Source organism: Pseudoduganella plicata, assembly GCF_004421005.1.
In the GTDB taxonomy this organism is placed as follows: Bacteria; Pseudomonadota; Gammaproteobacteria; order Burkholderiales; family Burkholderiaceae_D; genus Rugamonas; species Rugamonas plicata.
Genome location: NZ_CP038026.1, coordinates 1851015 through 1866298, shown reverse-complemented (window position 1 = coordinate 1866298; position 15284 = coordinate 1851015). Strand labels below are relative to the sequence as shown.

The window sequence follows — 15284 nt, the reverse complement described above, 5'->3', positions numbered from 1 at the left end:
TTATGACCGCTCCGGCGGTTGAGTTGAAAAAGAATGAAGCCGGTAATTGCACTCGTGGGTCGCCCGAACGTCGGGAAATCGACCCTATTCAATCGTCTGACCCGCTCGCGCGACGCGCTGGTGGCGGACTTGCCTGGTCTGACGCGCGATCGTCACTATGGCGAGGGCCGCATTGGCGAACGTCCCTTCCTGGTCATCGATACCGGCGGTTTCGAACCGGTCGCGAAGGAAGGCATCATGTTCCAGATGGCCCTGCAGACCAAGCAGGCCGTGGCGGAAGCGGACGTCGTCGTGTTCCTCGTCGACGGCCGCCAGGGCATGACGCCCCACGACAAGACCATTACCGACTTCCTGCGCAAGAGCGGCCGGCCGGTGCTGCTGGTCGTGAACAAGGCCGAAGGCATGAAGTACACGTCGGCCGTCTCCGACTTCTACGAACTGGGCCTGGGCGATCCGTACGCGATTTCCGGCGCCCACGGCGACGGCGTGCACGACCTCGTGCAGGAAGCGCTGGACAAGGCGTTTGCGTCGCGCCCGGAAGATGTCGAGGAACTGCTGCCGTCCGAGCGCGGCATCAAGCTGGCGCTGGTCGGCCGCCCGAACGTGGGCAAGTCCACCTTGATCAATACGCTGCTGGGCGAAGAGCGCGTCATCGCGTTCGACATGCCGGGCACCACGCGCGACTCGATCGAGATTCCATTCGAGCGCGACGGCAAGCACTACACGCTGATCGACACGGCCGGCATCCGCCGCCGCGGCAAGGTGTTCGAAGCGGTCGAGAAGTTCTCGGTCGTGAAAACCCTGCAGTCGATCTCGGAAGCGAACGTCGTCGTGCTGATGCTGGATGCCCAGCAGGACATCTCGGAGCAGGACGCCCACATCGCCGGCTTCATCCTGGAAAGCGGCCGCGCCCTGGTGCTGGCCGTGAACAAGTGGGACGGCCTGACGTCGGACCAGCGCGACCAGGTCAAGATGGACATGGATCGCAAGATCGACTTCCTCAGCTTCGCCAACACGCACTTCATCTCGGCGCTCAAAGGGACGGGCATTGCCCAGCTGATGAAATCGGTGGACTCGGCCTACGCGGCCGCGATGGCCGACCTGTCGACGCCGAAGCTGACGCGCGCGCTGGCCGAGGCGGTCGAGAAGCAGGAACCGAAGCGCAAGGGCGGCCTGCGGCCGAAGATGCGCTACGCCCACCAGGGCGGCATGAACCCGCCGATCATCGTCATCCACGGCAACTCGCTGGACGCGATCAGCGAGCCGTACAAGCGCTACCTGGAAAAGCACTTCCGCGACACGTTCAAGCTGGTCGGCACGCCGCTGCGCATCGAGCTGCGTACTGGCAAGAATCCTTTCGACAAGCGTAAGGAATAAGCTCAGGGGCTGTCCCGGGTTTGGCCCGCGGCAGTTGGCGTCCGTCCCCGCCAAGTCGCAGCTTCAACGACGTCAGCGGCTTCATCAGGGGACTGACCCTGGCTTGTACCGCAGCCGTTGATCCGCAGGGGTCTGCTCCCGGTAAGTGTTAGCTTTAACGAAGTCAGCGGCCCCGTCAGGGGTCCGTCCCCTTGAGACGATAACGGCAAAAGCAAAGGCCATGACTTACCGGGACAGACCCCAGCGGAGCCACCGGCGCCGACCGGCCGGGGACAGACCCCCTCAACACGATTTAAGCCAAACCCCACTGCATAAAACACGAAAACAGGTTACAGTAGCCCCAAAGCATTCCTGCTATGCCGAGGGCGCTTTTTCCCTCTGTAAAAGGGGTGTGGCCGGCACTTGAATTCAAGCGTTTCGCCTCCAATTCCAACACTACAACATAAACTGGAGCTGTTATGAGCAATAAAGGGCAATTGTTACAAGACCCATTTCTGAATGCGCTGCGCAAAGAGCACGTTCCCGTCTCGATTTACCTGGTCAACGGTATCAAGCTGCAAGGCCATATCGAATCGTTCGACCAGTACGTCGTCCTGCTGCGCAATACCGTGACGCAGATGGTCTACAAGCACGCCATCTCGACCGTCGTCCCGGCCCGCGCCGTCAATCTCAACATCGAATCCGAGGCCGAGTGAACGCGTTGATCGATCAGATAACGCCGTTTAACCGTCCTTCGCTTCACTATCGTCTGACCGTCGTATGCGCGCAGCCTTAGTTGGTGTGGATTTCGGTCAGGGCGATTTCGACGCCAGTATCGCCGAACTGATGCTGCTCGCGCGGTCCGCGGGAGCCGATCCGGTCACGACCATTACCGGCAAGCGCTCCAGTCCCGATGCGGCCTATTTCGTCGGCAGCGGCAAGGCCGACGAGATCGGTCATGCCGCACAGGACTTGGGGCTCGAAATCGTCATCTTCAACCATGCGCTGTCGCCGGCCCAGCAGCGCAATCTCGAGAAACGCCTGAACGTGCGCGTGCTCGACCGTACCAGCCTGATCCTCGACATCTTCGCCCAGCGGGCGCAGAGCCACGAGGGCAAGCTGCAGGTCGAGCTGGCACAGCTGCAGCATCTTTCCACGCGGCTGATCCGCGGCTGGACTCACCTGGAACGGCAAAAGGGCGGTATCGGCCTGCGCGGTCCCGGGGAAACCCAGCTGGAGACCGACCGCCGGCTGATCGGCGAGCGGGTCAAGGCGTTGCGCGCGCGGCTGGCCAAGCTGCGCAAGCAGCACGAAACCCAGCGGCGCGCCCGTGGCCGCAACAAGACGTTCTCCGTCTCCCTCGTCGGCTACACCAATGCCGGCAAATCGACGCTGTTCAATACGATGACGAAGGCCGGCGTGTACGTTGCCGACCAGCTGTTCGCAACGCTGGACACGACGTCGCGCCGCATGTACATGGGCGAGGAAGCGGGCCACGTCGTCATCTCGGACACGGTCGGCTTCGTGCGCGAGCTGCCCCACCAGCTGGTGGCGGCGTTTCGCGCCACGCTGGAAGAGACGATCCATGCCGACCTGCTGCTGCACGTCGTCGACGCGGCCAGCCCCGTCAAGATGGAGCAGATCGAGCAGGTCAACATGGTCCTGGCCGAGATCGGCGCCGATCACATTCCACAGATTCTGGTGTGGAACAAGATCGACGCGGCGGGGCAGGAGCCGGCGGTGGAACGTGATGAATATGATAAAATTTCACGCGTTTTCATCAGCGCGCGCACAGGCGTTGGACTCGACCTGCTGCGCGACGCCATCACCGAGGCAGCCAGGGATCAGCAGGAAGCCGACCTCCGTCCACGCGACGATACGGCGCCGGACGCTATCTCCACATTTACCAATGGCGGAACACACTAAGACATGCCTTTTCCCTCTCTAAAGAAAAGAACAGGCCTGAAGCTGTCGCTGAACGACCCCCGCTGGGGCTCGGACAAGGACGGCAACAGGCAGGCCCAGGAAGGCAAAAAGCCCGGTGAAGGACCGCCGGACCTCGATCAGCTGTGGCGCGATTTCAATCAGCGCCTGAACGGCCTGTTCAACAAGAACCGCAACAACGGCGGTGGTGGCAACGGCGGCGGCAGCGGTGGCGGCGAACTGAAAGGTGCCGGCATCACCGTCGGCGCCGTCGCTGCCATCGCGGTCCTGGTGTGGCTGGCCAGCGGGGCGTTCATCGTCCAGGAAGGCCAGAAGGGCATCGTCACGACGTTCGGGCGCTACAGCCACGAAACGCCGGCCGGCTTCAACTGGCGCTGGCCGTATCCGTTCCAGGCCAACGAGACCGTCAACGTCTCGCAGGTCCGCACCGTCGAAGTGGGCTACCGCGGCAACGTGCGCACCAAGCAGCCCGCCGAGGCGCTGATGCTGACGGACGACGAGAACATCATCGACATCCAGTTCGCCGTGCAGTACCGCCTGTCCGACCCGCGCGCCTGGCTGTACAACAACCGCGATGCGGAAGACACCGTGCGCCAGGTGGCCGAGACGTCGATCCGCGAGATCGTCGGCAAGAGCAAGATGGACTTCGTGCTGTACGAAGGCCGCGAGAAGGTGGCGTACGAGACGCAGCAGCTGATGCAGCAGATCCTGGACCGCTACGCTTCCGGCGCCATGGTCACCAACGTGACGATGCAGGCCGTGCAGCCGCCCGAGCAGGTGCAGGCCGCGTTCGACGACGCCGTCAAGGCCGGCCAGGACCGCGAGCGCCAGAAGAACGAAGGCCAGGCCTACGCCAACGACATCATTCCGAAGGCGCGCGGCTATGCATTCCGCCTGCTGCAGGAAGCCGAAGCGTACCGTTCGATGGTCACCGAAAACGCGTCCGGTAACGCCGACCGCTTCAAGTCCGTGCTGGCCGAGTACCAGAAGGCGCCGGGCGTGACGCGCGACCGCATGTACCTGGACACGATGCAGCAGATCTTCACCAACACGAGCAAGGTGATGGTGGACGCCAAGGCCGGCAGCAACCTGCTGTACCTGCCGCTGGACAAGCTGATCGCACAGGTGGCCGCCACCGAAGCGAACCGCGCCAACGTGACGGCGCCGCCGCCGTCGGCCGTGCTGCTGCCGCCGCCGGAGAACACCATGAGCACGACCGATCCGCGCCGCGCGCGCGAATCGTCGCGCGATCGGGAGAGCCGTTAAATGAACCGCATCGTAACTTTCCTCGTCACGGGCTTCATCGCCGTGATGCTGCTGTCGTCCACCGTCTTCGTGGTGGACCAGCGCAAGTTCGCCATCGTCTTCGCGCTGGGTGAAGTCAAGCAGGTGATCAACGAACCGGGGCTGCACTTCAAGCTGCCGCCGCCGTTCCAGAACATCCTGTACCTGGACAAGCGCATCCTGACGCTCGATTCGCCGGAAGCGGACCGCTTCATCACGGCCGAGAAGATGAATATCCTGGTCGACTCGTTCGTCAAATGGCGCATCGTGGAACCGAAGCTGTATTTCGTCAGCTTCGGCGGCGATGAAGGCCGTGCGCGCGACCGCATGTCGCAGATCGTCAAGGCGGCGCTGAACGACGAGATCACCAAGCGCACCGTGCGCGAAGTGATCTCCGGCCAGCGCGGCAAGGTAATGGAAGCGATCCGCGGCAAGGTGGTCGAGGAAGCCCGCCAGATCGGCGTGCAGATCCTGGACGTGCGCCTGAAGCGCGTCGACTACGTCGAGCAGATCAACAACTCGGTCTACGAACGGATGAAGGCCGAGCGTATGCGCGTCGCCAACGAGCTGCGTTCGACGGGCTCGGCGGACTCGGAAAAGATCCGTGCCGATGCCGACAAGCAGCGCACGGTGATCCTGGCCGAAGCCTATCGCGAAGCGGAGAAGATCAAGGGCGAGGGCGATGCCAAGGCCAGCGCGATCTACGCCGAAGCGTTCGGGCGCAATCCGGAGTTCTACAAGTTCTACCGCAGCCTGGAAGCCTATCGCGCGTCGTTCAAGACGAAGGCCGACGTGATGCTGGTCGATCCGAACTCGGAGTTCTTCAAGTACTTCAAGGGCTCGGGCAGCGCCGGCAAATGACGTAGTCGCGGACGTTTGGTCGGCAAGCCGACAGCAGCAAGCCGAAAAAGGCCGCCCCTCCGGGCGGCCTTTTTTTCCTCTTTATCACGGTTTTCGCGTAAAATATGCGGTTCGGCCTCCGCCGCCGAGCGGTGCGCCCTTGCGCCGCGTCGATGACTTGATCGATTTTTAACAACTGCGAACAACCGGTTCCCTCATGCCGAATTGGCTATTGCCTGAACATATCGCCGACGTCCTGCCGTCCGAAGCGCGCAAGATCGAAGAGCTGCGCCGCCTGATGCTGGATAACTTCCGCCGCTACGGCTACGAGCTCGTCATGCCGCCGCTGCTGGAATACGTCGAATCCCTGCTGGCCGGTGCCGGCCAGGACACCGACCTGCGCACCTTCAAGCTCGTTGACCAGATCTCCGGGCGCATGCTGGGCCTGCGCGCCGACATGACGACGCAGGTCGCCCGCATCGACGCGCACCTGCTCAATCGCGCCACCGTCACGCGCCTGTGCTACGCCGGTCCCGTGCTGCATACCCGCCCGTCGGGCTTGCACACGACCCGCGAGCCGCTGCAGATCGGTGCCGAGATCTATGGCCATGCCGGCCTGGAAGCCGATGCCGAGATCCAGGAGCTGGCGCTGGCGTCGCTCGAACTGGCCGGCTTCTCCGAAGTGCGCCTCGACCTGGCGCACATGGGCGTGCTGCGCGCGGTCCTCGAGCTGGACCCTGCCGCCGGCAAGGACCAGATCGCCATCGTGCAGCTGCTGCGCGCGAAGGACGTGGCGGGCCTGGCCGAACTGACCGCCGCTTACGCGCCGACCACGCGCGCCGCGCTGCTGGCGCTGCCGAACCTGTATGGCGACGTCGACGTCCTGAAAGCGGCCCGCGCGGCGCTGCCGGATGTCCCCGGCATCACGAAGGCGCTGGCCGAACTGGCCGCGCTGGCGGCATCGGCCATCGGCCGCGCCGAGGTGGCCATCGACCTGGCCGACCTGCGCGGCTACCAGTACGAAAGCGGCGCCATGTTCGCGCTGTACGTGCCTGGCCTGCCGAACGCCGTCGCCCGTGGCGGCCGCTACGATCACGTGGGCGAGGCCTTCGGCCGCGCCCGGCCCGCGACGGGGTTCTCGATGGACCTGCGCGAACTGGCACGCCTGCTGCCCACGGCGGACCGCAAGCACGCGATCCGCGCACCGTGGGGCAATGCGCCGGAACTGAAGGAAAAAATCGCCGAGCTGCGCAAGTCCGGCGAGGTGGTGATCCAGTCTTTGCCGGGTCACAGCAATGAACAGGACGAGTTCGAGTGCGACCGTGCGCTGGTGCTCGACGATAGTGGTAGTAACTGGATTCTTAAAAACTTAGGTTAAGTGTGATGTCAAAGAAAATCACTGCAAAAAACGTCGTCGTTATCGGTACCCAGTGGGGCGATGAAGGCAAGGGCAAAATCGTCGACTGGCTGACGGAACACGCGCAAGGCGTGGTGCGCTTCCAGGGCGGCCACAACGCGGGCCATACGCTGGTCATCGGCGGCGTCAAAACGGCACTGCAGCTGATCCCGTCGGGCATCATGCGCCCGGGCGTGGCCTGCTACATCGGCAACGGCGTCGTCGTCTCCGTGCCGGACGTGCTGCGCGAGATCGACAAGCTGGAAGCGGTCGGCGTCGAAGTGGCGTCGCGCCTGAAAGTGTCGGAAGCCTCGCCGGTCATCCTGCCTTACCACGCCGCGCTGGATGCGGCCCGTGAAGCCGCCCGCGGCGCGGCCAAGATCGGCACGACGGGCAAGGGCATCGGCCCGGCCTACGAAGACAAGGTGGCGCGCCGCGCCATCCGCGTTGCCGACCTGCTGAACGAAAAGCGTTTTGCCGAGAAGCTGGCCGAGAACCTGGACTACCACAACTTCGTGCTGGAAAACTATCTGAAGGCGCCGAAGGTCGAGTACCAGAAGACGCTGGACGACGCGCTGGCCTACGTGCCGCGCCTGCGCCCGATGGTCACCGACGTGTCGAGCGCCCTGTACGCCGCCCACAAGGCCGGCGCCAACCTGCTGTTCGAAGGCGCGCAAGGCTCGCTGCTGGACGTCGACCACGGCACCTACCCGTTCGTCACGTCGTCGAACTGCGTGGCCGGCAACGCCGCCGCCGGTTCGGGCGTGGGTCCGAACATGCTGCACTACATCCTGGGCATCACCAAGGCATACACGACGCGCGTCGGTTCGGGCCCGTTCCCGTCCGAGCTGCCGACCGATGTCGGCGTGGGCCACCACCTGGCGCAAGTGGGCCACGAGTTCGGCACCGTCACGGGCCGCGCCCGTCGCTGCGGCTGGTTCGATGCCGCGCTGCTGCGCCGCTCCGTGCAGATCAACGGCGTCTCGGGCATGTGCCTGACGAAGCTGGACGTGCTGGACGGCCTGGAAACGCTGAAGCTGTGCACCGGCTACATGGTCGATGGCGTACGCACCGACATCTTCCCTGTCGGCGCCGAAGAAGCCGCGCGCTGCGAGCCGATCTACGAAGAGATGCCCGGCTGGACCGACAGCACCGTCGGCGCCAAGTCGCTGGCCGCGCTGCCTGCCGCCGCACGTGCCTACATCAAGCGTATCGAAGAACTGGTCGGCGTGCCGGTCGATATGGTCTCCACCGGCCCTGACCGCGAAGAGACGATCGTCCTGCGTCACCCGTTCGAATAACAGAATCAAGAGGTAAAGGAATCACATGAACGCTCCGCAATCCAACGAAAAGCACCTGTGGGTGACCTGGGACGAGTACAACCGCCTGGTTGAGCGCCTGGCACTGAAGGTCTACGAATCGGGTTGGAAATTCGACATGGTGCTGTGCCTGGCGCGCGGCGGCGTGCGCCCCGGCGACGTGTTCTCGCGCATCTTCGACGTGCCGCTGGCGATCCTGTCGACCAGCTCCTACCGCGAAGACAAGGGCACGACGCAGGGCGACCTGGACATCGCCAAGTACATGACGATGACGAAGGGCCCGCTGAAAGGCAAGATCCTGCTGGTCGACGACCTGGCCGATTCGGGCGTGACGCTGACGAAGGTCATCGCGCACCTGAAGGACAATTTCGAAGGCGTGGAAGAAGTGCGCTCCGCGGTGATCTGGACGAAGGGCTGCTCCGCCTTCAAGCCGGACTACCAGATGGAAGAACTGCCGCACAACCCGTGGATCCACCAGCCGTTCGAGGATTACGACGGCCTGCGCCCGCACCAGCTGGCGGCGTGGATCAAGAAGGGCGAGTCCCAGTCGTGATGGGACCCCGATAAACCTACTGCGCATCGCCAGGATGCCGCCTGTGCTGCTCGCCGTATAGAGCATACGGCTCCGCCCCTCGACGGCACCTGACGATGCCCGCTACGGTTTCTCGGGGCCCCTAGACGTGCGTAAGAAAATGAGATGGCGGAAGGCTGCACAGCCTTCCGCCATTTTTTTATCGCCGCTGCTACCATGGCGGCAGGCCAATAAGAACAAGAGTAAATCATGACCGAAAGCTTCTTCCAGACCTTCATCCTGCTGCTGCTCGTGACCGACCCGTTCGGCAATGTGCCGCTGTTCGCCACCGCGCTGGCGCCCGTCGCGCCGGCCAAGCGCCCGAGAATCGTCGTGCGCGAGTGCCTCATTGCCTTTATCGTGCTGCTGACGTTCATGTTCTTCGGCCGCCACTTCCTGCAGGCGCTGAGCCTTTCCGAAGTGTCGCTGCGCATCGCCGGCAGCGTGATCCTGATGATGATCGCGATCCGGATGGTATTCCCGCACCCGGACGGTGTGCTGGGCAAGTCCGATGGCGGCGAGCCGTTCATTGTGCCGCTGGCCATTCCCGCGCTGGCCGGTCCGTCGGCGCTGGCGACGGTGCTGCTGTTCTCGCGCGAGAGCACGGGCGAAGTCGTCATGCACGTGGCCGCGCTGGCTGCAGTGGTGGTGATCTGGCTGGCCGTGTTCCTCGGCGCCGAGCGGCTGCAGAAGGTGCTGGGCACGCAGGTGATGACGGCGTTCGAGCGGCTGATGGGCCTCATACTGGCCGCGATGGCCGTGGAGATGCTGCTGGGCGGGATTCGGGAGTTCGTCAAGACCTTGTGAGGAGGGCGTATGAGCATGCGCGCAGGATGCTGGCTGGCTGCGGTGCTGCTGTGCGGCCCGGCGGTGGCGCAGGATAATGTAGTGCTGGGCGATCGCTGGATTTACCGTACAACGGTCGAGACGTTCCAGCCCCCACGCTACAAGACCAACATCACCACCGACCGCTATGTGGCGTCTTACCTCAACATCGTAGGCAAGCCCGTGTTCTATCGGTATCAGGTCGACCCCCCTTCGTCCGACAGCGGAACTCCCCACGGGGGCACCGCCAGCGACAGCTGCCTTTTCGATATCCCGGTCGGCAAGGCACTGCCGGGTGGGATAACCTGCGACGAGCCTCTGCCGACCGGCAAGAGCTGGTACGCGCGGGTCGACCACGAGTCGCTGGAGGAGTGGCTGACCGTGACGAGCCACGAAGAGGTGAAAGTAGGCCCGCGCTCCTGGCGGGCCACCGTCATCCGCAGCGAGCGCACGGACCTGAACGATTTCGACGTGGGCGCCGATGGCCTCGGTGCACGCAAGAAGACCCGCACGACCTACTGGTATGTGCCCGAGCTGAAAGGCATGGCGTGCATCGTGCGCGAGCACCTGGACAGCGTGGGCCGCGTGCGGTTTCACGAGTCGAGCGAGCTGCTCGAATTCACGCCCGCGCCGGCCGAATGACACTCCGTTTCAACGCTACAATAAAAGGAGTCGCAATGAAGTGGACCACCCCCATCGCCGCTGTGGCTTGCAGCCTGGCGTTCCTCGCAAGCGCTGCGGGCCAGGAGATCCGCTGCAACCCGTCTGGCGGCCAGCAGGAGCTGAATGCCTGCGCGGCGGACGACTTCAGGAAGGCGGACAAGGAGCTGAACGCCACGTGGCAGGCGTTGCTGCGCAAGGAGGCGGACGACAAGGTGTTTATCGCCAAGCTGCGCGCGGCGCAGAAAGCATGGCTGGCATTCCGCGACGCCGAACTCGAAGCCCACTTCGCCTGCGACAGCGACAACCCCCGCATGTGCTGGGGCTCGATGGAGGGGATGTCCTTCATGATGCGCAAGAAGGACCTGACGCAGCAGCGCACGAAGATGCTGAAGGATATGCTCGAGCGCGGGCATGGGCACTATCAATAAGCCATCGGGGCAGCCGAACGGCGGGGGCGACGAGGTATAGGGGGCTGGCTCGTGTCTCCGGACAATCGCCCTGTGACAGGAGTCTGTCCCGACGTTCAGCCAGCGACATCACTACGCTTGCATCGAACCCGATTCCGTTCTATATTTAGATAGTTATCTAATTAGACCTACATCGACACATGACTGCCAGCGCCGACGCCTTCAAGGCTATTGCCGATCCGGCCAGGCGCGAAATCCTGCGCCTGCTGCGCGACGGCGAAATGACCGCTGGCCAGTTGGCCGAACGCTTCCACATGAGCCGGCCGACGATGTCGCACCATTTCGCTGTTCTGGCCGACGCCGACCTTATTACTCGCCGGCGCGAAGGCCAGACGATCTGGTATGGCCTGAATACGACTGTGCTGCAGGATGTCGTCGCGTGGATGCTGGACGTTACCGAACCACAGCGAACAAGGAGGAAGACATGAACAGGCGTCACCTGATCACTTGCGTCATAGCCTTGGTTGTAACGCTCGCGTTGACCGCATATGTCTATGCGCAGCTTCCGGAAGTCGTCCCGATACACTGGAACCTGAAAGGCGAGATCGACGCATACGGTCCGCGCTGGCACGTCTGGCTGAGCGGGCCATTGCTGATTGTCGCTATATTGGGCTTGCGCGGCTTGCTGCCGTGGCTGTCGCCGAAGGGATTCAGCATCGAGGCGTTCGCTGCCACGTTCGATCACCTGATCACCATACTCGTCATCGTGTTTGCGTCCATTCAGGTCACAGTGCTTGCCGCAGTCTGGCACGGCGATCTCGATATCGGCCGCATGCTGATGGGGATTACGTTCATGTCGCTCATCCTTATCGGTAATCCGATGGGAAAGGTCAGGCGGAATTTCTTCGTCGGGATCCGCACGCCGTGGACACTGGCGAGCGAAAAGGTCTGGTACGCCACCCATCGACTAGGAGGCAAGGTGCTGGTCGGTACTGGGCTCGCGGGTTTGCTGGCGGTGCTGGCTGACGTAGGGCAGGCGCTGCTGCTTGCCCTTCTTGTGATCATGCCGCTGTGGCCCGTGATCTATTCGCTGCTGCTGTACAAACGGCTGGAGCGGGCAGGGGAGCTGTAACGTAAAAAGCCGCCACCGCTGTGGCGGTGGCGGCTCTTCGTCAGGCAGGGCAGGCTACTTGCCGGTAATCGAAATCACATCCGCTCCAGGCGCCCCGAACAGCTGCTCCTTCAACAGATGCAGCTGATCCCGCACCTGCGCGGCCTTCTCGAACTCCAGGTTCTTGGCGTGTTCGACCATCAGCTTTTCCAGGCGCTTGATTTCTTTTGACACCTGCTTCTGGCTCATCGTCTCGTACTTGGCCGTCTCCTGGGCCGCCTCGAGCTGCGTCGACTCCTTGTTCGGATCGTAGACGCCGTCGATCATGTCGCGGATGACCTTGTTGACGCCGCGCGCGATGATGCCGTGCTTCAGGTTGTGCGCGATCTGCTTGGCGCGGCGGCGCTCCGTTTCGTCGATGGCCTTCTTCATCGAGTCCGTCATCTGGTCCGCGTACAGCAGCGCGACGCCGTTCAGGTTACGGGCAGCGCGGCCGATCGTCTGGATCAGCGAGCGCTCGGAGCGCAGGAAGCCTTCCTTGTCCGCGTCCAGGATCGCCACCAGTGACACTTCCGGCAGGTCGAGGCCCTCGCGCAGCAGGTTGATGCCGACGACGACGTCGAACGTGCCGATGCGCAGGTCGCGCAGGATCTCCACGCGTTCCACCGTCTCGATGTCGCTGTGCAGGTAGCGCACCTTGATGCCGTGATCCGACAGGTATTCCGTCAGCTGCTCGGACATCCGCTTCGTCAACGTCGTCACCAGCACGCGCTCGTTCTTGGCGATGCGGTCGGTGATCTCGGACATCAGGTCGTCCACCTGCGTGCGCGCAGGGCGCACGATAACCAGCGGGTCGACGAGGCCCGTCGGCCGCACCACCTGTTCCACCACCTGGTCCGCATGCGAGTTCTCGTAGTCGGCCGGCGTGGCAGAGACGAAGATCGTCTGCCGCATCTTGTTCTCGAATTCCTCGAACTTGAGCGGCCGGTTGTCCAGCGCGGACGGCAGGCGGAAGCCGTAGTCGACGAGGTTCGTCTTGCGCGAGCGGTCGCCGTTGTACATCGCGGAGAGCTGGCCGACCAGGACGTGCGATTCGTCCATGAACATCAGCGCGTCCTTCGGCAGGTAGTCGATCAGCGTCGGTGGCGGTTGCCCTGGCATGGCGCCGGACAGGTGGCGCGAGTAGTTCTCGATGCCCTTGGTGAAGCCGATTTCCGCCATCATCTCCAGGTCGAAGCGGGTACGCTGTTCCAGTCGCTGTTCTTCAATCAGCTTGCCTTCCTGGCGGAAGAATTCCAGCCGGTCGCGCAGCTCCGCCTTGATGCTCTCGATCGCGCGCAGCACCGTCGAACGGGGCGTCACATAGTGCGAGCCGGGATAGACGGTAAAGCGCGGGATCTTCTGGCGCACGCGGCCGGTCAGCGGGTCGAACAGCTGGATCGACTCCAGCTCGTCGTCGAACAGCTCCAGGCGCACGGCCAGCTCGGCGTGTTCGGCCGGGAAGATGTCGAGCGTGTCGCCGCGCACGCGGAACGTGCCGCGGCCGAAGTCCACTTCGTTGCGCGTGTACTGCATCTGGATCAGGCGCGCGATGATGTCGCGCTGGCTGACCTTGTCCTTGGCGCGCAGGGTCAGGATCATCTGGTGGTATTCGTTCGGATTACCGATACCGTAGATGGCCGACACGGTGGCGACGATGACGACGTCGCGCCGCTCCATCAGCGACTTGGTGCACGACAGGCGCATCTGCTCGATGTGCTCGTTGATCGACGAGTCCTTCTCGATGAACAGGTCGCGCTGCGGCACGTAGGCTTCCGGCTGGTAGTAATCGTAGTACGAGACGAAATACTCGACGGCGTTCTGCGGGAAGAACTCGCGGAACTCGCTGTAGAGCTGCGCGGCCAGCGTCTTGTTGGGCGCGAACACGATGGCGGGCCGGCCCATGCGGGCGATCACGTTGGCCATGGTGTAGGTCTTGCCGGAACCCGTCACGCCCAGCAGCGTCTGGAACGACAGCCCGTCGGAGATGCCTTCGCACAGCTGTTCGATGGCGCTGGGCTGGTCGCCGGCAGGCGGGAAGGGCTGGTGCAGCTTGAACGGCGAGTCCGGGAAGGTGATGACGGTAGGCTCGGGGCCACCGGCAAGTGATAAATCAGCCATGAAGTCAGACCTTTGTTAGAATAGTGAGCTGGCAGTCAGCTTTGCCCGCAATGGGCGGCAACTGTCATCATTCCGCTGCGAACCGCTTCCAATCGAATCCAATCTTATCATGACGAACCCTTCCGTTTTCAGTGCCATCGAGATGGCTCCGCGCGACCCGATCCTGGGTATCACCGAAGCATTTAACGCAGACACCAATCCCGCCAAGATCAATCTGGGCGTGGGTGTCTATTATGACGACAACGGCAAGGTGCCGCTGTTATCTTGCGTACAGAAGGCCGAAAACATTCTGATTGAGCAGCCAGCGCCGCGTACCTACTTGCCCATCGAGGGCCTGGCAGCATACGACAAGGCTGTGCAGGAGCTGGTATTTGGTGCCGACAGTGCCATTGTTCAAGAGCGCCGCGCGATCACCGTGCAGGCCATCGGCGGCACGGGCGCACTGAAGATCGGTGCCGACTTCCTGAAGCGTTTCTCGCCGGCGTCGGAAGTGTTCATCAGCGACCCGAGCTGGGAAAACCACCGCGCGCTGTTCGAAAGCGCCGGCTTCAAGGTCAACAATTACGCGTACTACGACGCCGCCACGCACGGCGTCAACTTCGAAGGCATGCTGGCCGCACTGAAGGCCATGCCGCAAGGCGCCATCGTCGTGCTGCACGCCTGCTGCCATAACCCGACCGGCGCGGACCTGACGAGCGAGCAGTGGGACAAGGTCATCGACGCCGTCGTCACGAACGGCCTGATCCCGTTCCTGGACATGGCTTACCAGGGCTTCGGCGCCGGCATCGCCGAGGACGGCGCCGTGGTGCGCCGCTTCGCCGCCACGGGCGTGCCGCTGCTGGTGTCGAACTCGTTCTCGAAGTCGTTCTCGCTGTACGGCGAGCGCGTGGGCGCGCTGTCCGTCGTCGCCTCCAGCGCCGAAGAGGCCGGCCGCCTGCTGTCGCAGCTCAAGCGCGTTGTCCGCACCAACTACTCGAACCCGCCGGTCCACGGCGGCAAGGTCGTCGCCACCGTCCTGGCCACGCCGGAACTGCGCCAGCTGTGGGAAGAAGAGCTGGCCGCGATGCGCGTGCGCATCAAGGAAACCCGCGATACGTTCGTCAAGAAGCTGAAGGAAAAGGCGCCGCAGCACGACTTCGAATTCGTGCGCCAGCAGGTGGGCATGTTCTCGTACTCGGGCCTGACGAAAGAGCAGGTCGCCAAGCTGCGCGAACAGTCGATCTACGCCGTGGACACGGGCCGCATCTGCGTCGCCGCGCTGAACTCGCGCAACCTGGACATCGTTGTTGACGCGATCGCCAAAGTCCTCTAAAATCCTGCTTCTTCGTTGACGTGAGTCATCGAAGAAGTAGTCTGGCAGCTAAATGGTTTTGGGTAGTGCGCAGCGGAAATAGTGTTGTGCAAGTTG

Annotated in this window: 15 protein-coding genes; 14 read left to right on the top strand and 1 reads right to left on the bottom strand. The window is 63.3% G+C overall.

The window, feature by feature from the left end; translation table 11 throughout:
* Positions 1–33 precede the first annotated feature (33 nt).
* The 13 genes from der to E1742_RS08150 all read left to right on the top strand — a co-directional run bounded on the left by der (position 34) and on the right by E1742_RS08150 (position 11737).
* A complete protein-coding gene (gene der, locus E1742_RS08210; protein WP_134384425.1) occupies positions 34–1377 on the top strand; it encodes a ribosome biogenesis GTPase Der in 1344 nt (447 codons plus the stop codon).
* A gap of 458 nt (positions 1378–1835) precedes the next feature.
* Positions 1836–2072 carry an RNA chaperone Hfq gene (hfq, locus tag E1742_RS08205; protein ID WP_008450615.1) on the top strand — a complete coding sequence of 79 codons (237 nt, stop codon included), beginning with the start codon at positions 1836–1838 and terminating at the stop codon, positions 2070–2072.
* 64 nt (positions 2073–2136) lie between these two features.
* Positions 2137–3282, top strand: coding sequence for a GTPase HflX (gene hflX, locus E1742_RS08200; RefSeq protein WP_134384424.1), 1146 nt, complete (start codon positions 2137–2139; stop codon positions 3280–3282).
* Positions 3283–3285: 3 nt separating this feature from the next.
* Entirely contained in the window at positions 3286–4566 is a 1281-nt protein-coding gene (gene hflK / locus E1742_RS08195; RefSeq protein ID WP_134384423.1) for an FtsH protease activity modulator HflK, read from the top strand.
* A complete protein-coding gene (hflC, locus tag E1742_RS08190; RefSeq protein WP_134384422.1) occupies positions 4567–5445 on the top strand; it encodes a protease modulator HflC in 879 nt (292 codons plus the stop codon). It begins immediately after the preceding gene.
* Between the two features lie 196 nt (positions 5446–5641).
* Complete coding sequence (locus E1742_RS08185) at positions 5642–6802, top strand: ATP phosphoribosyltransferase regulatory subunit (RefSeq protein WP_134384421.1); 1161 nt, start codon at positions 5642–5644, stop codon at positions 6800–6802.
* Between the two features lie 5 nt (positions 6803–6807).
* Positions 6808–8121, top strand: a complete 1314-nt coding sequence (locus E1742_RS08180; protein WP_134384420.1) for an adenylosuccinate synthase — start codon at positions 6808–6810, stop codon at positions 8119–8121.
* A gap of 25 nt (positions 8122–8146) precedes the next feature.
* Positions 8147–8692: a phosphoribosyltransferase gene (locus E1742_RS08175; RefSeq protein WP_134384419.1), complete on the top strand. Its 546-nt coding sequence runs from the start codon at positions 8147–8149 to the stop codon at positions 8690–8692.
* A 228-nt stretch (positions 8693–8920) separates the two neighbouring features.
* On the top strand, positions 8921–9517 hold the full coding sequence (locus E1742_RS08170) for a MarC family protein (RefSeq protein ID WP_134384418.1): 597 nt from the start codon (positions 8921–8923) through the stop codon (positions 9515–9517).
* Between the two features lie 9 nt (positions 9518–9526).
* Positions 9527–10177 carry a hypothetical protein gene (locus E1742_RS08165; protein ID WP_134384417.1) on the top strand — a complete coding sequence of 217 codons (651 nt, stop codon included), beginning with the start codon at positions 9527–9529 and terminating at the stop codon, positions 10175–10177.
* 35 nt (positions 10178–10212) lie between these two features.
* Entirely contained in the window at positions 10213–10626 is a 414-nt protein-coding gene (locus tag E1742_RS08160; RefSeq protein ID WP_134384416.1) for a lysozyme inhibitor LprI family protein, read from the top strand.
* A gap of 179 nt (positions 10627–10805) precedes the next feature.
* Positions 10806–11093: an autorepressor SdpR family transcription factor gene (locus E1742_RS08155; protein ID WP_134384415.1), complete on the top strand. Its 288-nt coding sequence runs from the start codon at positions 10806–10808 to the stop codon at positions 11091–11093.
* Complete coding sequence (locus E1742_RS08150) at positions 11090–11737, top strand: SdpI family protein (protein ID WP_134384414.1); 648 nt, start codon at positions 11090–11092, stop codon at positions 11735–11737. The genes E1742_RS08155 and E1742_RS08150 overlap by 4 nt, the downstream gene beginning before the upstream one ends.
* A 54-nt stretch (positions 11738–11791) precedes the next feature.
* Here the strand turns inward: E1742_RS08150 and uvrB are convergent, their stop codons facing one another.
* Positions 11792–13876, bottom strand: coding sequence for an excinuclease ABC subunit UvrB (uvrB, locus tag E1742_RS08145; RefSeq protein ID WP_134384413.1), 2085 nt, complete (start codon positions 13874–13876; stop codon positions 11792–11794).
* Between the two features lie 109 nt (positions 13877–13985).
* Between uvrB and E1742_RS08140 the strand changes: the two genes are divergently transcribed.
* Complete coding sequence (locus tag E1742_RS08140) at positions 13986–15188, top strand: amino acid aminotransferase (protein ID WP_134384412.1); 1203 nt, start codon at positions 13986–13988, stop codon at positions 15186–15188.
* The last annotated feature ends 96 nt before the right edge of the window (positions 15189–15284 follow it).